Source organism: Acinetobacter sp. X9 (genome assembly GCF_054889255.1).
This window is the reverse complement of the sequence record NZ_CM142679.1, coordinates 2,378,476-2,401,516: the sequence shown is the minus strand read 5'-3', so window position 1 is coordinate 2,401,516 and position 23,041 is coordinate 2,378,476. Positions and strand designations below refer to the sequence as shown.

At 40.7% G+C, this 23,041-nt stretch carries 21 protein-coding genes and 1 riboswitch; of the genes, 18 read left to right on the top strand and 3 right to left on the bottom strand.

Annotation, left to right across the window (positions count from 1 at the left end):
* Positions 1 to 65 precede the first annotated feature (65 nt).
* The 10 genes from mumR (at position 66) to ACYU0V_RS11325 (ending at position 11,817) form a co-directional block, all read left to right on the top strand.
* Entirely contained in the window at positions 66 to 977 is a 912-nt protein-coding gene (mumR, locus tag ACYU0V_RS11370) for a LysR family transcriptional regulator MumR (RefSeq protein ID WP_014206319.1), read from the top strand.
* Positions 978 to 1,322: 345 nt separating this feature from the next.
* The gene (locus tag ACYU0V_RS11365) at positions 1,323 to 2,576 is read left to right on the top strand and encodes an NRAMP family divalent metal transporter (RefSeq protein ID WP_014206320.1); all 1,254 of its coding nucleotides are present in this window, start codon (positions 1,323 to 1,325) and stop codon (positions 2,574 to 2,576) included.
* Between the two features lie 34 nt (positions 2,577 to 2,610).
* On the top strand, positions 2,611 to 3,375 hold the full coding sequence (locus ACYU0V_RS11360) for a LamB/YcsF family protein (RefSeq protein WP_461847499.1): 765 nt from the start codon (positions 2,611 to 2,613) through the stop codon (positions 3,373 to 3,375).
* Positions 3,376 to 3,377: 2 nt separating this feature from the next.
* Positions 3,378 to 4,193 carry a putative hydro-lyase gene (locus tag ACYU0V_RS11355; protein WP_447511658.1) on the top strand — a complete coding sequence of 272 codons (816 nt, stop codon included), beginning with the start codon at positions 3,378 to 3,380 and terminating at the stop codon, positions 4,191 to 4,193.
* A 33-nt stretch (positions 4,194 to 4,226) separates the two neighbouring features.
* Complete coding sequence (locus tag ACYU0V_RS11350; protein WP_461847497.1) at positions 4,227 to 5,813, top strand: 5-oxoprolinase subunit B/C family protein; 1,587 nt, start codon at positions 4,227 to 4,229, stop codon at positions 5,811 to 5,813.
* Positions 5,810 to 7,528 carry an acetyl/propionyl/methylcrotonyl-CoA carboxylase subunit alpha gene (locus ACYU0V_RS11345; protein ID WP_461847495.1) on the top strand — a complete coding sequence of 573 codons (1,719 nt, stop codon included), beginning with the start codon at positions 5,810 to 5,812 and terminating at the stop codon, positions 7,526 to 7,528. Before ACYU0V_RS11350 ends, ACYU0V_RS11345 begins: the two co-directional genes overlap by 4 nt.
* 303 nt (positions 7,529 to 7,831) lie before the next feature.
* Positions 7,832 to 9,052, top strand: a complete 1,221-nt coding sequence (locus ACYU0V_RS11340; RefSeq protein ID WP_032038307.1) for a chloride channel protein — start codon at positions 7,832 to 7,834, stop codon at positions 9,050 to 9,052.
* A gap of 109 nt (positions 9,053 to 9,161) precedes the next feature.
* Entirely contained in the window at positions 9,162 to 9,962 is an 801-nt protein-coding gene (locus ACYU0V_RS11335) for a tetratricopeptide repeat protein (RefSeq protein ID WP_119684758.1), read from the top strand.
* Positions 9,963 to 10,023: 61 nt separating this feature from the next.
* Positions 10,024 to 10,608, top strand: coding sequence for an FAD-binding oxidoreductase (locus ACYU0V_RS11330; protein WP_461847494.1), 585 nt, complete (start codon positions 10,024 to 10,026; stop codon positions 10,606 to 10,608).
* Between the two features lie 642 nt (positions 10,609 to 11,250).
* Positions 11,251 to 11,817 (top strand): TetR/AcrR family transcriptional regulator, encoded by a 567-nt coding sequence (locus ACYU0V_RS11325; protein WP_461847493.1) that lies wholly within the window; start codon positions 11,251 to 11,253, stop codon positions 11,815 to 11,817.
* Positions 11,818 to 11,868: 51 nt separating this feature from the next.
* Here the strand turns inward: ACYU0V_RS11325 and ACYU0V_RS11320 are convergent, their stop codons facing one another.
* On the bottom strand, positions 11,869 to 12,300 hold the full coding sequence (locus tag ACYU0V_RS11320) for an SRPBCC family protein (RefSeq protein WP_002114206.1): 432 nt from the start codon (positions 12,298 to 12,300) through the stop codon (positions 11,869 to 11,871).
* A 128-nt stretch (positions 12,301 to 12,428) separates the two neighbouring features.
* Entirely contained in the window at positions 12,429 to 13,361 is a 933-nt protein-coding gene (gene yddG, locus ACYU0V_RS11315; RefSeq protein WP_461847492.1) for an aromatic amino acid DMT transporter YddG, read from the bottom strand.
* Positions 13,362 to 13,565: 204 nt separating this feature from the next.
* Between yddG and ACYU0V_RS11310 the strand changes: the two genes are divergently transcribed.
* The 5 genes from ACYU0V_RS11310 to uca all read left to right on the top strand — a co-directional run bounded on the left by ACYU0V_RS11310 (position 13,566) and on the right by uca (position 21,249).
* The gene (locus tag ACYU0V_RS11310; protein ID WP_461847491.1) at positions 13,566 to 14,516 is read left to right on the top strand and encodes a 3-hydroxyacyl-CoA dehydrogenase NAD-binding domain-containing protein; all 951 of its coding nucleotides are present in this window, start codon (positions 13,566 to 13,568) and stop codon (positions 14,514 to 14,516) included.
* Positions 14,517 to 14,754: 238 nt separating this feature from the next.
* Positions 14,755 to 15,918: a zinc-dependent alcohol dehydrogenase gene (locus ACYU0V_RS11305; RefSeq protein WP_461847490.1), complete on the top strand. Its 1,164-nt coding sequence runs from the start codon at positions 14,755 to 14,757 to the stop codon at positions 15,916 to 15,918.
* Positions 15,919 to 16,107: 189 nt separating this feature from the next.
* A riboswitch (guanidine-I (ykkC/yxkD leader) is annotated at positions 16,108 to 16,203 on the top strand.
* Between the two features lie 28 nt (positions 16,204 to 16,231).
* Positions 16,232 to 16,972 (top strand): urea amidolyase associated protein UAAP1, encoded by a 741-nt coding sequence (locus ACYU0V_RS11300; RefSeq protein WP_461847489.1) that lies wholly within the window; start codon positions 16,232 to 16,234, stop codon positions 16,970 to 16,972.
* Between the two features lie 15 nt (positions 16,973 to 16,987).
* Positions 16,988 to 17,641 (top strand): urea amidolyase associated protein UAAP2, encoded by a 654-nt coding sequence (locus ACYU0V_RS11295; protein WP_461847488.1) that lies wholly within the window; start codon positions 16,988 to 16,990, stop codon positions 17,639 to 17,641.
* A 2-nt stretch (positions 17,642 to 17,643) separates the two neighbouring features.
* Complete coding sequence (uca, locus tag ACYU0V_RS11290; protein WP_461847487.1) at positions 17,644 to 21,249, top strand: urea carboxylase; 3,606 nt, start codon at positions 17,644 to 17,646, stop codon at positions 21,247 to 21,249.
* 39 nt (positions 21,250 to 21,288) lie between these two features.
* Here the strand turns inward: uca and ACYU0V_RS11285 are convergent, their stop codons facing one another.
* Entirely contained in the window at positions 21,289 to 21,825 is a 537-nt protein-coding gene (locus ACYU0V_RS11285) for an NAD(P)H-dependent oxidoreductase (RefSeq protein ID WP_001196261.1), read from the bottom strand.
* Positions 21,826 to 21,918: 93 nt separating this feature from the next.
* Here ACYU0V_RS11285 and ACYU0V_RS11280 point away from each other — a divergent pair, with 93 nt between their 5' ends.
* The 3 genes from ACYU0V_RS11280 (at position 21,919) to ACYU0V_RS11270 (ending at position 23,029) form a co-directional block, all read left to right on the top strand.
* On the top strand, positions 21,919 to 22,272 hold the full coding sequence (locus ACYU0V_RS11280) for a winged helix-turn-helix transcriptional regulator (protein ID WP_000024061.1): 354 nt from the start codon (positions 21,919 to 21,921) through the stop codon (positions 22,270 to 22,272).
* A gap of 192 nt (positions 22,273 to 22,464) precedes the next feature.
* Entirely contained in the window at positions 22,465 to 22,590 is a 126-nt protein-coding gene (locus ACYU0V_RS11275; RefSeq protein ID WP_001000625.1) for a hypothetical protein, read from the top strand.
* Between the two features lie 4 nt (positions 22,591 to 22,594).
* Positions 22,595 to 23,029 (top strand): CopG family ribbon-helix-helix protein, encoded by a 435-nt coding sequence (locus ACYU0V_RS11270; RefSeq protein WP_001118705.1) that lies wholly within the window; start codon positions 22,595 to 22,597, stop codon positions 23,027 to 23,029.
* Positions 23,030 to 23,041: the final 12 nt, after the last annotated feature.

Below are 23,041 nucleotides of genomic sequence, written 5' to 3'. Positions count from 1 at the left end.
AGCCTAATCACGCTAACAACTCCCATACTATAAAAGTAAAGGAGTTTTTTAAGACAGGATGAAACGTGAATTTAAAGAATCTTGAAGCATTTTATTGGGTTGTGACTTTAAAGAGCTTCAATAAGGCCGCGACTAAATTACAAACCACCCAGCCTGCGGTCTCTCAAAAAATCACATCTCTTGAAAATGAATTAGGCTTTAAAGTTTTAGATCGAAGTTATCGGCAGCTTAAACCAACACACAAAGGCTTAACTCTATTTAAGTACGCCGAAAAATTTATGCGACTAGAGACCGATCTGGTTGCGGAGCTTACCGAAAATCAGCACCTGACTGGCACCATTCGTTTAGGCGTTTCCGAAACTATTGTTTATACATGGTTGGTTGAATATATCGAAAAGGTTCAGCAAGAGTTCCCCAAAATTTCAGTAGAAATTGTGGTAGACCTTACGCCAAACTTACAAGAAGGTGTTCGGACAGGTGACTTAGACATGGCTTTTTTACTTGGGCCCACTTTAGCTTTTGAGTGTATTGAACAAGCTTTGTGTGACTTTGAACTAAGTTTCTTGGCTTCACCTTCATTTAAAGGTGGTGTTGCTCAAATGTCTTTTAAAACATTAATGTCGCATACCATTTTAACTTATCCAAAAATTACCTATCCCTATAAAGAATTGAAAGCACGAATGAAAGAGCAAGGGATTGATGAACCACTTTCAATTACCAGTTATTCATTGGCAACTTTATTGCGTTTAGCCGAGCAGGGTTTGGGTATTGCTGTGGTGCCGACCTTAACAGCACTAAAAGAAATTACTGATGGCCGACTAGAAATATTAAATACGCCTATTCAGTTAAAAACGTTCCATTTCACCTCGATCTACATTCAAGGAAACGATGTTGCCTTAAAAGAGAAATTAACCGAAGTTGCGGTTAAGGTCTCTGAATGCGCTATGAAAAGACTCAATGAGCAAATTAAAAAATAAGCTGTTTTTGTGTGTCTTTTATCCCTATTTTTTCTTATTTAAAAAAGCTGTTTTGTATGTAAAACCATAAAAGCAGCTTATTAACTTCAATAAGTAAAGCTTATCCTGATTTTTTAATAATTAATAAAGCATTAAAAATCAAATATTTGAATTTTTAATTTTATGTAAAAAGTCTTATTGTCCGTAGGGATTAGCTATGTTTTTATTTTAGACACAAGATTTGATCACCGATTGTGTTAATTGGGGAACAGGGAATCTTTGTCATTTTAAAGGATTAAAGAATATCGTTTGGGACAAAAAAATGGTGTTCTTGGTTCAACTTGAAAATAGCGTTGTTAAGCTCAAATGGATGAGGAACGCATTAATATGTCTTTACTGAAATCTTCTTTTTTATCAGATCGCCAATGGGCCATTGTGGCCTCGATCTTTATGATGGCGACCTCTGCAATGGGGCCCGGATTTTTAACCCAAACTGCTGTATTTACAGTCAAGTTAGGCGCGGCATTTGGCTTTGCCATTTTAGTTTCCATTTTGATTGATTATGTGGTTCAACAAAATATTTGGCGAGTGGTCACACTTACTCAAATGCGTGCATCAGACATTGCCAATAAAGCATTGCCGGGTAGTGGTTATTTACTGGCGTTTCTAGTGATTTTGGGCGGGTTTTTCTTTAGTGTCGGTAACATTGCTGGTGCAGCTTTAGGTTTAAATGCGCTTTTTGGCCTCGACACAAAGTGGGGCGGTATTTTAAGTGGTGCTTTAGCCATTTTGATTTTTGCTTCAAGAAAAGCAACGCTTGCCATGGATAAAAGCATGATCGTGTTGGGATTACTTAAAATCCTCCTGATTATTATCGTTGCTGTCATTGTGATGCCTCCTGTCGGGCAAGCTGTACATCAAACCTTTGCTCCAGATCAGATCGACTTTGCCATTATTACCACCATTGTTGGCGGTACGGTTGGTGGCTATATCTGTTATGCGGGTGCACACCGTTTACTCGATAAAGGTGCTGTTGGCCCTGAAAATATTGATGAAGTTGCTAAAGCTGCGACCAAGGGCATTGTTGTGGTCGGCATCATGCGCTATGTGTTGTTCTTGGCTTTTTTAGGTGTGGTGGTGAGCGGTGCAACGATTGATTTAGCTAGCCATGACGCCAATCCAGCAGCTCAAGCATTCCAATATGCAGCGGGTACATTTGGTTTTAAATTATTTGGTTTAATTTTCTGGGCAGCAGGAATTAGTAGCACCATTGGCGCAGCATATACTTCGGTGTCATTCTTTACTGCGTTTAAAAAGAACTTAACACCAAAGCAAACCAACTATACGACCATTACCTTTATCGCATTGGCTTTATTACTTTATGTGTTATTGGGTGCAACTCCGGCAGGCCTACTCATTTTCGTAGGTGGTTTTAACGGATTGGTGTTGCCAATTGGCCTTACAATTTTTGTGTATGTTGCCGCGTGCCGTAAAGATTTAATGGGTAATTATAACTATCCAAAATGGTTGCTTATTTTAGGTGGATTAACATGTCTGTTAACGTGGTGGATGGGCTATATGTCGTTTACGACTGTATTTAACTATTTGACCAAGCTTTAAGCCAGACGTTGTTAAGTAATAAAGGAATAATGCCATGTTTGTAGATTTAAATAGTGATTTGGGTGAAAGCTTTGGCTCATGGAAAATGGGTAATGATGACCAGATTTTACCTGTCGTGACCAGTGCCAATATTGCTTGTGGCTTTCATGCTGGCGACCCACTCGGCATTTTAAAAACGGTTCGTAAAGCTGTTGAGCTTGGTGTGACTATAGGGGCCCACGTGTCTTACCCAGACCTTGTAGGCTTTGGCCGCCGTAATATGGATTTGTCACGTGACGAGCTGATTGCCGATGTGCTTTACCAAATTTCTGCACTCGATGGCTTGACTAAAGTAGCAGGTTCAAAAGTGCAATACGTTAAACCACATGGCGCGCTCTACAACACCATTGCACATGACCAAGCTCAGGCAGCAGCCGTGATTGATGCGATTAAAATGTATAACCCTGAACTGGTCTTAGTGGCTTTGGCTGGGTCGAACTTGGTAGAGCAAGCACGTGCGGCTGGTTTAAAAGTTGTATCAGAAGCATTTGCAGACCGTGCGTATAACAGTGATGGTTCATTAGTTTCTCGCCGTCTAGAAGGTGCGGTTTTACATGACTCGGCATTTGTAGCAAGCCGCGTGGTGTCTATGCTTAAAAATGGTGGAGTTGAGTCAATTGACGGCGTATTTACCCCAATTCAAGCCGACACCATTTGCTTACATGGTGATACCGACGGTGCGCTAGAGATGTCGGCAGCCATTAAAGCCGAGCTTGTAAAAAATAATATTGAAATCCGCCCATTTGTAAACAAAGCATAAGGATGAGCACCATGTATAAGGATATTAAAGTCGACCCAGCTCAGCTTGAAGCCGCATTAGATGCGCGTTTAAAAATCCGTGCTGGTTTTGATAAACCGACAGCAGGCATGGCTGCGGGCATGACGCAGGTCAACATGATTTCGGTGCCAAAAGAGTGGGCATATGACTTTTTGCTCTATGCACACCGTAATCCGCAAAGCTGCCCAGTGCTTGATGTGCTCGAAGAAGGCATCTATGCAACTAAGCTTGCAGCAGACTCAGACATTCGCACTGACTTCCCACGTTATCGCATTTGGAAAGATGGCGAAATGGTCGATGAAGTGACCGATGCAAGAGAGATTTATAACGCTCATCCTGATTTGGTGACATTCTTAATTGGTTGCAGTTTTTCGTTTGAAACAGCTTTGCAAGAAGCGGGCATTGAAGTTCGTCATATTCATGACGACACCAATGTACCGATGTATTTGAGCAATATTCAGTGTGAACCAGCAGGCCGTATTTCAGGAAATATGGTGGTTTCAATGCGACCAATTCCATCGCATCAAATTAGTGAAGCGGTAAAAATTACAGCACGTATGCCAAGCGTGCATGGTGCACCTGTACATATTGGGCACCCTGAAAGCTTAGGAATTTTGGATGTAAATAAGCCAGACTTTGGCGATGCTTCTCGTATTGAAGCGGGTGAAATTCCAGTGTTTTGGGCCTGTGGCGTAACACCGCAAGCTGCCGTCATGAACTCGAAAATTCCTTTTGCGATTAGTCATGCACCGGGTCACATGTTTATTACCGATATTCCTGACCATGCTTGGATTGGCTAACTGGACTAAAGAAGAATTAAAAAGGATAAGCAAATGCGTTTTTTATCGGTAAACGCCGACTGTTTCCTGATTGAGCTTGCGAGCTTAGAGGAAACTTTGGCGTTGTACAATAAATTGCAAAATACGCAATTGAATGGAATTAAAGACTTAGTCCCCGCTGCAAAAACAATTTTGGTTTTCTTTAATGAGATCGAAACCAATTTTAAAACGCTGGTTGCTTCAATTCAGAGTCTCAAAATTGATTCTGGATTTGAGCGTAGCGGCCAAGAAGTGATTGTGCCGATTTGCTATAACGGCGAAGACCTTGCTCAAGTTGCAGAGCTACAAGGGCTGACTGTTGCAGATGTGATTAGAAAACATCACCAAAGTGTGTGGAATGTGGCTTTTATTGGTTTTGCGCCGGGCTTTGCGTATATGAGCAGTCCCGATAAGCCTTTTACCGATATTCCGCGCTTAACGGTTCCGCGTAAAAAAATACCGTCAGGTTCTTTGGGATTGGCTGGAAAATACTCTGGTATTTATCCAAAAGACAGTCCGGGTGGTTGGCAGCTGATTGGTACTACATCAGAAAAAATGTGGGATTTAGAGCGTAAAAATCCTGCGTTACTGTTACCGGGCATGACCGTACATTTTGAAGATGTGACGCATAACCAAACGACAGTGACTGTACCGCAGCAAATCACGCGTACGGTTGAGCCAAAACAATCTGTGCCACTATTTACGATCACTGCGCCAAGTTTACAAATGCTTATTCAAGATGAAGGGCGCTTAAACCAGACCAATATTGGTGTTGGTGTGGCGGGTGCAATGGACTTATCTGCCATGCATAGTGCTAACCGTATTGTCGGGAACCCAACCGACACACCCGTTATTGAAGTTTTAAATGGCGGTCTAAAAGCCAAAATGCAGCAAGCTGGCGTTATTGCAGTTGCAGGTGCGATCTCAAACATTCGTGTGAAATTTGCCGATGGGCAAACCGCAGACTTTGCAAGCCATCAACCGATTGATCTGGATGAAGGCGATGAATTTCAAATTCAGCCACCAACTGCAGGCTTAAGAAATTATTTGGCTGTTCGCGGTGGTATAGACGTTGAACCAGTGCTCAATAGTGCCTCGTTTGACAGCTTGGCAGTGTTAGGTCCAGAGCCTTTAAAGCTTGGAGATACCATTTATCAAGGACAGGTAAAGGCAACCAATATTAGCGTAAATGAAGTGGGTAAAACCGATTTGCCACAAGCTGGTGAAGTCGTTGAGCTAGATATTGTGATGGGCCCACGTACCGACTGGTTCGAACAAGACAGTATTGAACTGCTATGTCAGCAAGAATGGCTCGTGACCAATGAAAGCAACCGAGTCGGGCTAAGACTTTCAGGTGCGCAGTCTTTAACTCGCAAAATTACCCATGAACTGGAAAGTGAAGGTACATGTATTGGCGCTTTGCAGATTCCACCGAGTGGCCAACCCGTTTTGTTTATGAATGATCACCCTTTAACGGGCGGATATCCGGTCATTGCCTCTGTTGCTAAACACCATTGGGATTTGGTCGCACAGATTCCGGCAGGTTGCCGCATCAAATTTAGAAAAATTGCCGAATTTACAGATTTTGAGAATGAAAGATGAATACAGAAAAATTATTGATTGCTAACCGTGGTGAAATTGCCATTCGTATTATTCATGCTTGCCGTGATATGGGAATTTCATCGGTTGCTTTATATGCAGATGACGATATTGGCAGCATGCATGTTGAACTTGCAGATGAAGCATGGGGCTTAGCTGGTGCAACTGCTAGCGAGACTTACCTAAATATTCCAGCCATTATTGAAGTTGCAAAAAAATCGAAAGCGACCATGGTGCATCCAGGTTACGGCTTTTTATCTGAGCGTGCTGAATTTGCTCAAGCTGTGATTGATGCAGGTTTAAAATGGGTCGGGCCATCACCAAGTGCCATTGAAAAACTAGGCGATAAAATCGAAGCACGTAAAATTGCAGCTTCGGTTGGTGCGCCGTTGGTTCAGGGTACGCAAGATCCACTCAATAATGCAGATGAAGCTTTAGAGTTTGCCAAACAATATGGTTTACCAATTGCCATTAAAGCGGCGTTTGGTGGCGGTGGGCGTGGCTTAAAAGTCGCGTGGAAACTCGAAGAAGTGAAAGAACTTTATGAGTCGGCAGTGCGAGAGGCAAAAGCTGCTTTTGGCCGTGGTGAATGTTTTGTCGAGCAATATCTCGATAAACCGCGCCATGTAGAAGCGCAGGTGATAGCAGACCAATATGGCAATATTGTGGTACTTGGTACACGTGACTGTTCATTGCAACGCCGTAACCAAAAATTAGTCGAAGAAGCACCAGCACCATTTATTAGCGATGAGATTTACCAGCAAATTTTAAGCTCGGCAAAAAATATTTGTCAGGCCGCAAACTATGTGGGTGCGGGTACAGTTGAATATTTACTGAGCCGTGACGGCAAGCTTTCCTTTTTAGAAGTAAACACACGTTTGCAAGTCGAGCACCCTGTGACTGAAGAAACATCAAAAGTCGACTTGGTCGTTGAGCAAATTCGCGTGGCACAGGGCCATGAGCTTTCTATTCAAGAAACCCCGAAAGCACAAGGCCATGCCATTGAGTTTCGCATCAATGCCGAAGACCCAGCACGTGGTTTTATTCCAGCCTTTGGTGTGTTGAGTTTATTTGAAGCGCCGTTTGGTAACGGTGTACGAGTCGACACAGGTGTTCGAACTGGGTCATTAGTGTCTAGCCATTTTGACTCACTCATGGCAAAACTGATTGTCACTGGTCCAACCCGAGAAGTTGCAATTGCTCGCGCTAAACGTGCTTTAAAGCAATTTAAAATTGAAGGTGTTACTTCGGTTTTAGACTTTCACCGTGCGGTACTTAATGAACCTGACTTTACAGATAAATTTAATGTACATACGCGTTGGATCGAAAACGACTTTAAACAAGAGTTAAAGCCAACCAAACGTGGCATTCCAAACCATCAACAACCGATGTTGCTGAGCTACATTGAAATTGATGGCAAGTTACACCGTTTAGGTTTACCTGCGGGTATGTTTGCACAAGGCCCAGCAACGGCAGCCCAAGCACAAACAGCCGAGCCAGAAGTGAGTGCCGAGCATTTACTTGCCCCAATTAATGGTGTGATTAGCGCTTGGAAAGTCGAAAATGGGGAGCAAGTGACAGAAGGTCAAGTAGTCGCCATTATGGAAGCCATGAAAATGGAAGTGCAGGTACTGGCACATCGCAGTGGTGTTATCCAGATTGGTGCAGAGAAGGGCGCGACCTGCCATGCAGAAACTGTGATTGCGAGAATTAATTAAGTTTTGAATAAATGATTTGGCTCACTTAAGCATTAGTTTAATTGGGTCAAATCGAATGCTTATTTATTCACTCGGTTTGTTATTTTTCACAGTACTCGTTAACCATTTTCAGCTTGAAAATCAGCCCTAATTGTGAGATATTCCTCACAGTTTAGTGATATGAAAATTAATCACTGTATTGAAAGCTCGCTTATGCGGGCTTTAATTTTTAGCCCAGTTTAAGCATTTCTCACTTAATGAGCTGGCAGCATAAAAACAATTTGAGAATTTGGCACTCACTCAAAGGCGAATTGAAGAAAGCGAATGAAAATTCTACCTTCATCTGAATATGATCAAATTCTAAAATACAGTGTCTATTGGCTCGTCATCTCGATCGTGATTGGAGTTGTAGCGGGGTTGGCCTCGACTTTAATTTTTGTCGCTTTTGATATTTCAAACAAAGTTAGAAGTCTGCATCACTGGCTCATCTACTTTTTGCCTTTTGTGGGGTTTGGTATTGGTTATCTCATTAAAAAATATGGATCACCGATTGAACGGGGAACCCATTTACTGATTGATGAAATTCACCAGCCTAAGTCGTTTATTCCAAAACGAATGAGCCCCATCATTTTTATTACTTCAATTTTAACGCAACTGTTTGGTGGTTCGGCAGGGCGTGAGGCCCCAGCGGTTCAGCTTTCGGGTGCCTTAATTGACCACTTGAGCCATATATTAAAAATCTCGGAAGACAACCGAAAAATTTGTTTAATCGCCAGTATTGGTGCAGGCTTTGCGGGGGTGTTTGGCTTGCCTCTAGCGGGTGCAATCTATGGTTTAGAAATTACTGCTTTAGGTAATTTAAGATACTCAGCTATTTTTCCATGTTTTGTGTCGGCGCTGATTGCATCGGCCATCCCTGAGTTATTTGATATTGTTCATCCGCATATTTTTTATGTAATTAGTGAGTTTCCAGCCATTCATTTTGGCACGCTCATGAACTTAATTGTGGCAGGTCTGATCTTCGGTCTAGTCGCACGTTTCTTTATTGCAGCCATTCATTTTGCGAGTGACGTTTTTTATAAATACGTTCGGTATTTGCCATTAAGAACGATGGCGGGTGGTATTGTCATTATGCTACTTACGTTGTTCACTGCACATCAGCAATACAACGGTTTGGGTACAGATAAAATCATTTCATCTTTTTATGTACCGATTGAGTTTTACGACTTTTTTAACAAGACTATTTTTACTGCTATCACTTTAGGTTCAGGCTTTAAAGGTGGTGAAATTACGCCATTGTTTTATGTAGGTGCGACATTAGGTAATGCTTTAGGCGCGGTTTTAAATCTGCCAATTTCATTGCTTGCAGGATTAGGGTTAGTCAGTTTGTTTTCAGGGGCAAGTAAGGCACCATTAACGTCTATTATTTTAGCTGTTGAGCTATTTGGGATGAATGTTGCGACTTATGCCATTATTACTTGTTTGTTGGCAGCGCTATTTTCTGGGAATTGTGGGTTGTATCGCCGTAAAAAGTTGATGGATTAGTGAGTGGTTTATAGGTAGGGCGTGATTAGGCTTTGGTTCAATTGTGCTTGAGAATTTATGCTAAAATCCATTAAATATATTTCTCATCACAAGCAATTTAATATTAACTATGTTTTTAATTTTAAGAAAAAAATTCCAAAGAATTAGTATCGTTTTATTGGTAATCAATTTATTAGCTTTTAGTCATCAGCCAGATTTTAAAGATATTTTGCAGTTAGCAGAAAGAGGCGATTCAGAAGCTCAAGCAAAACTTGGTGAATTATATGTAGAGGGAGAAGTTGTTCCTCAAAATTATAAAAAGGCATTTGAATGGTATAGCAAAGCTGCTAATCAAGGAAATGCAGAAGCACAGAATAATTTGGGAGCAATGTATGCTTTGGGGCAAGGGATAGATCAAAATTATAAAAAATCATTTGAATGGTACAGTAAAGCTGCTGAACAAGGAGAAATAAAAGCACAGCTTAATTTAGGGGCATATTATGCTAATGGTGATGGAGGAGTCCAAGATTATAAAAAAGCCTTTGAGTGGTATAGTAAAGCTGCTGCACAAGATAATGCTGAGGCTAAAAACTATTTAGGGGTTCTTTATGAGAAAGGTTATCTAGTAAAGCAAGATTATAAAAAGGCATTTGAATGGTATAGTAAAGCTGCTGAACAAGGCAATGCAGAAGCACAAAATCACTTAGGTGGATTGTATACATTTGGACAAGGTGTAGATCAAGATTATAAGAAAGCATTCGAGTGGTTTAGTAAAGCTGCTCAACAGGGAAATTCTCAAGCACAACTTATTGTAGGTATGATGTACTTTAAAGGGGAAGGAGTACAACAAAACAATGAATTAGCCGAAAAATGGCTAAGAAAAGCAGCAGAAAATGGTAATCAAGATGCCTTGTCACTATTTGAAGAATAGTTATATAGAAGTTTCTAATATAAGAATAAGTTTTTTAAGTAAGTAGTGATAGAGATACTTTATGAAAAATAAGCCGTGGATTGAAGAAAATGACCCTTTAAAAGAATATTATGGTTTATTGGATGATAACGAGCTAAGTAGATTTTTAAGTTTATTAAGTGAGTGGAATAAAAATGATTACTCATTAGAATCCGATATTGGTCAAGTTAAGACTGGAATTCAATTATTAGATTTCTTCGACTATTCTAATGAAAGTTGTCCTCTATCCTTATTTGAGAATTTATGCTCAATAATGGGAGGAGAGATTGAGAAGTTATACTGGATTCCTCTTAGTAATAACGAAGATATTATCTTTCAAGATTTTTCTCCTCTTATGATTGCTAAAACTTCGATTACAAAAGAAATGCTTGATTGTGTAAGTCGTTCATTTATGCAGATGTTAAATGGAGGATATATGTTTATTGATAGTAATTGTAGATTTGTAGGAGTAGTTATAGATGGATATTACGTGCAGGTCTATATGAAAAAAGATTTCATGGATGATGTAATGAAGCCGTATATAAAGAATTGGGAAAAGATAGATGAATTTTTAGATCCATTATTAATAAAAGATTTAATTGATCGAGTACATAGGATTTCAAGATAGATAGTATGCCAAGAGCATAATATTTAAGAAAATAAATAACAAAGAAACTAACTTATTTCCCCTAACTTTTTAACGATCTATTTTAAAGCAAATGTCATTTCTTACGCTTGACGATAACAAAAGCGAATACTATCCTTTGCGGGCTGGCCTACATTGCCAGTCGGTTTTAGCAGACCGTTTTCATCTAGATCATCAAAGAAGTAATTTTTTGGTGGTGAACTCGTTCGTCTCCCTTCGTAGCGGTAGGACGGAGGAGGGACGCCTTCGGGCGTGCCAGTTCCTAGATGACTGGTCTGCTAACCCTTCTTCGTTCTGCCACCATAATCATTTAGCAGTGATCTGGTAGAACTTCTATTTCATCTAGGAGTCCGCTATGCGTACTAATTCTTCTCATTTATTGGCCTTTGCCAAACTCTCTCTATTTATTCCGTTTAAATACTCTCGAAATCGGTTTAATCGACTCTAGGTTTTCTACACCTTAAGAATCGTTACGGCTCAAAAATCATAGCAACAATAAACCTGAGATAGGCGAGCACACCTTTATTGTGCCGCTTTTGCATGCCCGTTTTAAGCACTCAATTTAAGAGTGACGGCACTTCTATCTCTTTTACATACAACAAAAAATTATTTTAAGCGGTATATATGAAAAATTTAGAATCTTCATTTAGAGCACTAAGAGTGCTGCACACGGCAAAAGATTTATTTACTCAAGATGGGTTTAACAAGGTCGGGGTCGACCGAATTATTGCTGAAGCCAAAATTCCCAAAGCTACTTTCTATAACATCTTTCATTCAAAAGCACGACTGATCGAGATGTGTCTAACTTTTCAAACGGATGCGCTCAAAGTAAAAGTTCTTTCAATTATCAATTCATACAGAGAACTTATGGTGTTCGATAAACTCAAGCAAATTTACTTTTTACATGCCAATTTAGAAGGCTTTTATCGTTTACCATTTAAAGCAATTTTTGAAATTGAAAAGTGTTATGCAACAGCTTATCAAGTGGTTGTTGCTTATAGAAACTGGTTTATAAATGAGCTTTATAAGCTGCTTCTTACTGTAAAAACTACCGCTTCAATAAAAGATGCCCACATGTTTCTATTTGCAATTGATGGGGCAATGGTTCAGCTGTTAAGTGCCAATAGCGTAGATGAACGGGATAAATTATTAGATTACTTTTTATTTATGCTATCTGAGCATTCAACTTAAACCTTACATACAAAAAGCCCGTGATCGGGCTTTTTTGTAGATATTGGTCGATTAAAACTTAAGTTTTTTAAGCCCACGACTCACACCATTTTGTAGAGCGGCTTTAATGATAGGGCCAATAAAAGGAACGCGGCCTTTAAAGCTAATGGTGTAATCCAAACGAGTTCGATTATTTCCCAAGTCAGTAAATTTCATGACACCACGGTGGCCCTTAATTGGGCTAATCCCGCTCGTAATTGCATATTCAATCAGTTCATTTTCTTTATAGACTAAATTGGTTTCTACAAATGAAGGGGTCAATGGAATAGACATTTTGCGCGCAGAGCCAACACCATTACGAGCGTCTTTTCCGTTGCTAATGCGAGTCACTTTAGCAGGAGCGAAAAGTTTACTTAGGTTTTCATGCTCACTTAAAGTCGCGAAGACCTTGTCTACGGGTGCATCAAATTCTTGTACGATGTTGATTTTTTGAGTTTTTAACATCTTATTCCCTCTAGAAATTATTTTGACATTGGTAATTGTCAGAATTTGGATGTTAGCACGCTTTGGGCAATGGGGGAATTCTTCTTCGTCGGAGTTATCTTAAGTCCGAAAAAAGCATTGCGATCAATCTACAATACTTTTTGGCCTTTTCTTAATTTTTTAAAGAAGGGCTGAATCACAGACCAGTTGGTTGAAACCCAGCAAATAAAGGAACCAGCCGTCACCATTGCTGTTCCTTGCCAAAAGCTCATTGAAAGTTGAGTTTGTAAAACAAACATTGCCAAAATAGACGAAATAATCGGGGTGAAATAAGAGGCCACCACAAGCACGGTAATGTTTCCATGAATGATGCCAATGTTCCAAGCAGCATAACCAAAACCCATGGCAGCAGAAGCCACTAAAAGGGTGATGACTGTTGGAATATCCATTGATGGAATAGCGAATTGCCCCGATACAAGCAGCTTGAACCATAGCGTGAGCGCGACACCAACAAAGAAAATGGAAATTGGATTTTGCCCATTACTTAATTTTTTGGTGAGTACACAGTAAAAAGCCCAAATGATGGCGCCTGCAAATGCCAAAATATAGCTCAGTGGGTTGCTATGAAAATTATCGACAAGACTATTTAGACTAAAATCACCGCTTCCAGTTTGAATAAAAATAATGCCGAAAATTGAAAGTATTAGACCTAAAATAATAAGGAAATTAAACTTTAATTCCTTAAAAATAACAAAAGCTAAAACCGTTAAACTCGGCCACAGATAGTTAACAATACTAATTTCAATTGCCTGCCTTGCTGTCTGAGAATAAGCAATCGCAAATGAAAAGCACACTTCATAAGCCACGAACAGAATTGTGCCAAATATTAAGTATTTTTTAGAGATCTGCTTAAAATCTGGAACTTTGAAAATGGCAAGCAACAGTAGCGCACTTAAAGAATAAATAAAGGTAACACCTAGCTCAGGCCCAATGGCGGCACTGACTTGCTTCATCAGACCGACCAGAGATGCCCACATGAGAATGGCGCTTAAACCAATCAATGTTGCTAGATTTTTTGACATAAAATTCAATAAGTAACGGTTAAAAAAATGGTAAAAGATGAGGTTGTACTAATGAAAGGAATCAATTTTCAAGCTAAGGAATATAGGACAAATTATATAAAATATAAACAATTAAATTTATTGATTGGTTGAATCTGCTATGTTTATTTAGCATTCAATTGAGTAAAGAAATTTCGGATAAAACAACATTTGTACGAGGAAAATATGGAAGTCATTAAAACGGTTGGTGTTGTTGGAGCAGGTATAATAGGCGCAAGTTGGACAGCCTTATTTTTATATAAAGGATTTAAAGTTAAGGTCTATGACCCATATCCTATAGATGAAGCGGTCTTTAAAAATAGAATATCTACAAATTTAAATGATTTATTGGCTTTAGATCAAAACGCTGAACTAAGTCATTCTCCGCAAGATGTGCTGCTTCATCTGGAAATTTTTAATTATTTAAAAGATGCAGTTTCAGATGTAGATTTTATTCAAGAAAATGCCCCTGAACGTTTGGATATAAAACAACAGCTATACCAAGAAATCACTGCATATTGCCCTGAACATACCATTATTGCTTCAAGTTCATCGGGCTTAAAAGTGTCTGATTTTCAAAAAGAGGCGCAACACCCAGAACGTATTTTATTAGGACATCCTTTTAATCCACCTCATCTTTTACCTTTGGTCGAGATCGTTGGCGGTAATTTGACTGATCCTCAAATTTTAAAACAGGCTTCTGAGTTCTATAAACAACTGGGCAAGAATCCAATTGTTTTAAATAAAGAAGTAAAAGGGCATGTCGCAAACCGTTTGCAGGCTGCGCTATGGCGAGAAGCTTTTTCATTGGTTGAACAAGGTGTGTGCTCTGCTGAAGATGTCGATGTCGCGATTACCAGTGGGCCGGGTTTAAGATGGGCGCTCTTTGGTCCTTACATTAATATGCAGCTTGCCAACCAAAAGGGCTTTAAAGAAGCAATTCATCATTTAGGCCCACCAATGACAGAATGGTGGAATGATATGCACGCATTTCAACATTCAGACGAGACAATAGAGTTATTGGAAGCACAAACCAACCAGCTATTAACACAATATAAAGATATCGATTTATACCAAACCAGAGATAAAGGTCTGGTCGATATCTTAAAGCTCAGACAACAACTTAAGTTAGATTAATTCAAAATATTAGAATAGAGCCAATCATTTTATTGCAGAGATGATTGGCTTTTTTTATTGGGGTAAATAACAAAAACATCCCTAGCTGAAACAATCCTAGATTCATTAAATGTTACTGAAATTCCTATCGCGTTGCATTTGAACTATATGCCTTACGTGAAAAGTAAGAATCGTTGCAAACCGTAAAGAAAGCCTCCTCATAATCAAAGGACATGATAGAAAATAGAGGAATAACAATATGCGCGCTTTAACTTACCACGGTGCAGAAGACGTTCGAGTAGAAACAGTAGCAGACCCTATTATTCAAGAACCAGATGACATTATTTTACGCGTGACTGCCACAGCGATATGTGGCTCTGATTTACATTTATATCGAGGCAAAATCCCTAGAACCGAACAGGGCGATATCTTTGGGCACGAATTTATGGGTGTGGTTGAAGAGGTTGGTCCAGCTGTCACCGCAGTCAAAAAGGGTGATCGTGTCATTGTTCCTTTTGTGATTGCCTGTGGCGAATGTTTCTTTTGCCAACTAGACCTGACCGCTGCCTGCGAAACAACCAATACAGGGCGCGGCGCAATTATTAATAAAAAGCAGATTCCACCAGGCGCAGCTTTGTTTGGCTATAGCCATCTTTACGGCGGTGTACCGGGCGGGCAAGCAGAATATGTGCGTGTGCCAAAAGCCAATAAAGGCCCTTTAAAAGTGCCAACCTCATTGTCAGATGAAAAAGTACTTTTCTTGACCGATATTTTACCCACCGCTTGGCAAGCCGTGACCAATGCCCAAGTGAAACGTGGCTCGACCGTTGCAATTTATGGTGCTGGTCCAGTCGGACTGTTAAGCGCTGCTTGTGCCAAGATGCTCGGTGCTGAAAAGATATTTATGGTCGATCACAATGACTATCGATTGAACTATGCAGCGACAACATACGGTGCTATTCCAGTGAATTTCGACGAAGTCGATGCTGCTGAATTTATTATTCAACATACCGACAATTACCGCGGTGTCGATGCGGTGATTGATGCAATTGGTTTTGAGGCAAAAGGCAGTGTGATTGAAACAGTGCTGACCAATTTAAAGCTTGAAGGCTCAAGCGGTGCAGCGCTTCGCCAATGTATTGCGGCGGTTCGCCGTGGTGGTGCGGTCAGCGTACCGGGTGTATATGCAGGCCCAATTCATGGTTTTTTATTTGGCGATGCTTTTGATAAAGGACTAACTTTTAAAATGGGTCAAACCCATGTGCATCAATATTTACCGCAACTTTTAGAACTGATTGAGCGCGGCGAATTAACACCTGAAACGATTATTATCCACCGAATGAAATTAGAAGATGCCGCAGAGGGATACCGCATTTTTAATGAAAGAGAAGAGGACTGCCGTAAGGTGATTCTGCTTCCTTAAGATTCTCAATCTTATAATTTAGTTTCAAGCCTCTTAATGAAAGGGGCTTTTTTATTTTCAAGATGCACAATTTTTAGTGCAGATTTTTATTTTTGAACTTAAACCGCACCCAAACAGCTCAAGTTTAGTATTACTTTTAACCAAAAACGTAATACTAAGCTGGCATGTCCTTTGCATAGTCATAACCAATCAAAAGTGATCTAGGGTTCCGATACTTCACGTATGTCTGGACCGAGAGTTCACGGTTCCTAGCGAACTACACGGAGGGATAAAAGCCCGGGAGGAAGTCTAAAACTATCCGACAGGAGTAGCTATGAACACTGCAAGTTATCATAACAATCAGGCGATTTGGACCGAACTTTTACCCGGCGGACATCACTGGTCGGGGCGTATTCAAAAAGGAACTATTCTTAGATTTACATCGCTTGGCGCTCAGGCAAATGTTTCTTTGTTTTGTGTAAATGCTGCCGATGTGCTTGAACGTTTTAACATGCCGGACAGCTTAAAGGGGCAACACACAGCCTATTTAAAAGCTTCCAATGTATTGTATTCAGACCTTGGCCGTGTCATGGCTTCCATTGTTCATGACGATCATGGTTGGAACGATGCACTTTGTGGCCCAAGCCGACCTGAGCAAATTGAAAAGCAATTTGGTGCGCGTACATTTCAAGATGCCCGCAATGATATGTACCAAAACGGCTTAGACAGCTTACTCATTGAAATGTGTAAATACGGACTTGCCAGCCAAGACCTGAGTGCTACGGTTAATCTATTTTCTAAAGTTGTGCCAGATGAAAACGACGCTTTGTCTTATGTCAGTTCTGATAACACCGATCAAACCATTGAACTGCGTTTTGAAATGGATTGCTTACTATTTTTATCTGCCACGCCGCATGGTTTAGACACCAGCCCAAACTATCAACCTGCCGATATTCAACTTAGTTTATTTAAAGCCAATTCACTAACAGACAGCGATATTTGTCGTGATGCGTGTTCGCAAAATCAGCGTGCGTTTCAAAACACAGCCCGCTACTACGCGCTTAGCAATATTTAAATCAGGAGAAGCATCATGACAGTTTTACAATCATTTGAAAAAGCAGTTTTAAATGAAGTTTGTCCTGCGGGTGAAGCGTGGATGTGCGAGGTTAAAAAGGGCCAATATTTTCGAATTATTGATCTTGAGGGAAACCAAGCGGTCGATACTTTGTTTATGAGTGCCGAAAATCCAACTGAGCGTTATAGCGCAATGGATACTTTGGCCATCAACCAACAAATCTATTTAGAAAAGGGCACCAAGCTCTACAGTAACTTTGGCCGTCCAATTGCCGTTATTCATGATGATAACTGTGGTCGCCATGACACCATTGGCGGTGCCTGTTCGTGTGAAAGTAATACGGTTCGCTATGCACATGAAACGTATCCCATGCATAGTTGCCGTAACAACTTTATGTATGCCTTGGCAAAACATCCCATTGCAAAAAAGCATGGCTTAAATGTCCGTCATATCGGGCCAAATATTAACTTTTTTATGAATGTGCCTGTGACACTAGACGGTCAGCTTAAATTTGATGACGGAATTTCAGGACCGGGGAAATACGTCGAAGTTCGGGCAGAAATGGATTTAATTGTTTTAATTTCCAATTGCCCTCAGCTAAACAACCCATGTAACGGCTATAACCCAACCAAAATTCAACTGGTTGTCCGTGAAGCGGAAGGGGTGTAAGCATGTTTAAAAAAGTTCTGATTGCTAACCGCGGTGCAATTGCCTGTCGCGTAATTCGCACCCTTAAAAAACTCGGGATCGCTTCGGTAGCTGTTTACTCCGAAGCCGACCGTGATTCTTTACACGTGACTTTGGCTGATGAAGCTTTCTTGATTGGACCTGCACCTGCGCATCAAAGCTATTTAAATATTGAAAAAATCCTTGAGGTTGCTAAACAGTCGGGAGCAGAAGCCATTCACCCCGGTTATGGTTTTTTGTCTGAAAATGCCGAATTTTGTGATTTATGCGAAAGCCAAGGCATTGCCTTTATTGGGCCAACTTCAAGCCAAATGCTCGATTTTGGTTTAAAACATACTGCGCGTGAGCTGGCTATTAAAAGCAATGTGCCTCTACTGCCGGGCAGTTCACTACTTACCGATGAAGCCGACGCCTTGACCGAAGCTGCCCATATTGGTTATCCAGTCATGCTGAAAAGTACCGCGGGTGGCGGTGGTATTGGCATGCGTCTGGTCTGGAACGAAACCGAGTTAAAAGATGCCTATCAAACCGTGTCTTATTTGGCGCAGGTCAATTTTAAAGATGCGGGTTTGTATTTAGAGAAATTTGTACAACACGCGCGCCATATCGAAGTACAAATTTTTGGTGATGGGCAAGGACAAGTTTTAGCGTTGGGTGAGCGTGATTGTTCGGTACAACGCCGTAATCAGAAAGTCATTGAAGAAACACCCGCGCCACACTTAAATGAACAGCAACGTGAGTATTTGCAAAAAGTTGCGATTCAACTGATGCAGTCGGTGAACTACCGCTCGGCAGGCACGGTTGAGTTTGTCATGGACACCGAAACGCAAGAATTTTATTTCTTAGAGGTTAACACGCGTTTGCAAGTCGAGCACGGCGTGACCGAGCAAGTGTTTGGTGTCGACTTAGTCGAGTGGATGGTTACCTTGGCAAGCGGTGACTGGTCAGCACCCACTGAAAAGTTAGAGCCAACAGGACATTCCATTCAGGTTCGTCTTTATGCCGAGGACCCGATTAAACAGTTCCAGCCGAGTGCAGGTCTACTCACACATGTTAAATTTAACCCGCAAGCCCGAGTCGAAACATGGGTAGAAACAGGTTCAACGGTGTCGTCTTTTTATGACCCCATGATTGCCAAAATCATTGTAACTGCTGCAACACGGGACCAAGCCATACAGGCAATGAGTGCTAGTCTTGCCAACACACAAGTCGCAGGCATTGAAACCAATCTGGAATATTTACAAAACATTATTGCTTGCGATGTGTTTGCTTTGGGTACTCAAACGACCCGATTTTTAAATACGTTTGAATGGAAAACTCAAAAAATTGAAGTATTGCAGTCTGGTATTCAAACTGCCATTCAAGACGTAACAGGGCGATTAGGTTATTGGGATGTTGGTGTGCCGCCATCAGGTGCCATCGACCCACTCAGTTTAACTGTAGCAAACCAGCTTCTAGCCAATGAATCAAATACCGCAGGGCTTGAATGCACCTTGCAAGGGCCAACTTTAAAGTTTCACTGCGATAGCCAAATTGTGATTACGGGCGGTGATATGCCTTCAAAACTTGATGGCGAACTGGTGCCGATGTGGCAAACCATCAATGTGAAAAAAGGCCAAGTTTTAAAATGTGGGCTTATCCGTTCAGGTTGCCGTAGCTATATAGGTGTGAAAGGTGGTTTTGATGTTCCTGAGTATTTAGGGTCACAGGCGACTTTCACTTTAGGGCAGTTTGGTGGACATGCAGGTCGTAATTTATTAATTGGAGATATGCTGCCGATTACTGAATATTCTACTCAATCGACTACAGCTTTAGCTCAAGTGCAAATTCCTAGCTTTACCCAAAACTGGGAAATTGCAGTGATGTATGGTCCACATGGCGCACCAGACTTTTTCACCAAACAAGATATTGATACGTTCTTTACCAATGAGTTTGAGATTCACTATAACTCAAGCCGTACAGGCATTCGCTTAATTGGTCCAAAACCTGAGTGGGCACGTGAAGACGGCGGTGAGGCAGGCTTACATCCATCCAATATTCATGATAATGCTTATGCGATTGGGGCAATTGATTTTACGGGCGATATGCCGATTATTTTGGGTCCAGATGGTCCGAGCTTAGGTGGTTTTGTTTGCCCTGCGGTAGTGATTCATTCCGAGCTTTGGAAAATCGGGCAGCTTAAAGCAGGCGATAAAGTTAAATTTGTACCTGTGAGTTACGCGCAAGCAAAAGCACTCGATCAAAAATATCATCAAAGCTTAACTGCGGCTGATACAACTCAGATCGATTTTAACCCAGCCATTCAAGCAGAACCCGACACTTTAAAAGATGCAGTTTTGGCAACTTTAGACGGTAAAGCTGACTTACCAAGCGTGACCTATCGACCAGCAGGAAATAGCTATTTGTTGGTGGAATATGGCGAGTTAGTACTCGACCTAAACTTACGCTTCCGTATTCATGCACTCATGCAATGGGTCAAAGATCAAAACATTCAGGGTATTATCGATTTAACACCGGGTATTCGTTCACTACAAATTCATTTTGATTCAATTCAACTCGATCAACTGGAGCTTTTACAGAAACTTCAACAAGCAGAAGCCGAGTTACCCGATATTCAAAATATGCAGGTGCCTTCACGGACTGTTTATTTGCCTTTGGCTTGGGAAGATTCACAAACTCAACTTGCCACCGAACGCTATACACAAATTGTTCGACCAGATGCACCGTGGTGTCCAGATAACGTCGAGTTTATTCGCCGTATTAATGGCTTAGCTTCTAAGCAAGCGGTTAAAGATGTGGTCTATAGTGCGAACTATTTAGTAATGGGGTTAGGCGATGTGTATTTAGGTGCACCCGTTGCGACGCCGCTCGATCCACGCCAACGTTTAGTCACCACAAAATATAACCCTGCGCGAACTTGGACACCTGAAAATGCGGTCGGCATTGGCGGGGCGTATATGTGTGTGTACGGTATGGAAGGACCAGGTGGCTACCAGTTTGTTGGTCGTACCACTCAAATGTGGAGTCGTTATCGTAAAAATGCCGACTTCGAAGATGGCAAACCGTGGTTATTACGCTTTTTTGACCAAGTTAAGTTTTATGAAGTTTCTGAGGCTGAACTTCTGCAAATGCGTGAAGACTTTAAGGCAGGTCGTCTACAACTTCGTATTGAAGATGGTGTACTCAACTTAAAAGAATACAACGAGTTTTTAAAGACGCATCAAGACAGCATTCAAGCCTTTAAAGATACACAGCAAGCTAACTTTGAGGCTGAACGCCGCCGTTGGCACGAAGCGGGCTTGCAAGAATATATTTCTGAAAGCCTAGATGCGGTTGATGAAGGTGAAACCGTGGTTATTCCTGAAGGAGGCTGTACAGTCGAATCACACATGCCAGGCTCAATCTGGAAAATTGAATGTGCATCGGGTGATATTGTTGAAGAAGGTGCAACCCTTGCGGTAATTGAGGCAATGAAAATTGAAATTCCAATTATTGCGCCGGAACGTATGAAGGTAGAAACCATTACCATTGAAAAAGGGCAAACCGTAAAAACAGGACAAGTGCTATTTACCTTAGCACCTGTCGCTTAAACCAAAAGAGAGCATCAATATTGATGCTCTCTTTTTTTATTATGCTTCGGTCAAATGCTTTAATACTTTATGACCATGTTCAACAGCTTCTAATTTAATTTTCGACTCTGGATTACCTGATAAAGGCGAAACGTCATAAAGCAAGTAAGTGGCGCTTAACTGCATTTGCGTATATTGAATTGAATATTGAACCGCTTTTAAAAAACTATCCGCTAAGTTTTCTCGGTCATTCACCATATCGGCTTCTTTTTGCCCGACCGTCATACTAATAATGACTTTTTTATCTTTTAATTTGTCGCCTTGAGAGCCATAAGCAAACTGATAAGTAAAAACTTCATCAAACCATAACTTCAAAATTGCCGGCATATTAAACCAGAACATTGGATATTGCAGAATGATGGTGTCATGGCGTAGCAACGCTTCTTGTTCAGCACTTACATCAATTTTATAGTCTGGATAAAGCTGAAAAATATCTCGGACTTCAAGGTCCGGATAGGTTTTTATAAGTTCATTCACTATCGTTTTATTTGCAATTGATTGAGCGTAGTAGGGATGGGCCAAAATAAGTAAAGCCATAATAATGCCTTGTAGCTATAAAAATCATAGTCACTATAATTTTTATAGTATGGGTGTACAATAACTATCAAAGTTGATAGGTGGCGTTTAAAAATGGCAAATACTGAAAATAAATGTGAAATCACCATGAATGGAAAAACGTATCCATGTCATATCAGTATGGCTATGGATTTGGTGGGTGGAAAATGGAAAGGCGTTATTCTGTATTATCTAAAAGATGGGCCAAAACGTTTTAATGAAATCAATCAATTAATGCCAACGATCACAGAAATGACCTTAAGCCTTCAACTCAAGCAATTAGAGCAAAGTGGCTTAATATCTCGAACTGTTTATGGTGAAAAAGCACCGATTAAAGTGGTTTATGAAATGACCGAATTAGGCCAATCTTTTAAGCCTGTTTTAGAGTCTTTATCGGTATGGGCACATACAATGATCAATCAGTCATAAGATGAAAAATTAACTTTTTAAAAATATAAATATTAGCCCCATCCCTGTGCATGGGGCTTTTTTTTGCCCAAAAATCACTCATAAATTTCTGTCAAGCCTATCAAAAACCATGTTTAAAAACTGGCACATTTTCTGCATCTCATATCAGTAATACAAAAACTGAATTTGGTAATACTAAGCTAGAGGTGCGATATGAACGATGTAAAACCTGTGGTTCAACCAAAGCCAACTTTAAAAGCCTTTTTAGTCGAATTGCTTAGTGTACGTGCAGGCGTATATATCAAGCAAAACAATCAGCCGCCTAAAACAAAAGGATAAGACTGTGGCAAAACAAAAGTTGGCTCGAATCAGTATTACCGTACCTGAAACGACACTTAACGCACTCGATCAAAAAATTGTCGAGCAGAACTATGAAAGTCGCTCGCAAGCCATTGTCGACATGATTAATAAACACCTGATTGCAGAGCAAGCACAGGCCAATGAAGTCATGGTAGGCACGTTGACGCTGCTTTATGACGCTAGCCAAATGACCTTGCGTAATCAATTGGTCGATTTACAGCAACAGTTTTTAGCACAGGTGATTAGCTCACTTCATATCCAGCTCGACCAACAAAAGATATTGCAAGTCATGTTAATGCAGGGCGCGAGTTCTGAGCTTAGACAAATTAGCCAGCAATTTATTGTGTTGAAAGGGGTGATTAAAGGGCATTTAGAACTGATGGATGCCGTCATGCCGCCTATACAGCAAAATGACTAAATGAGGAGTAGC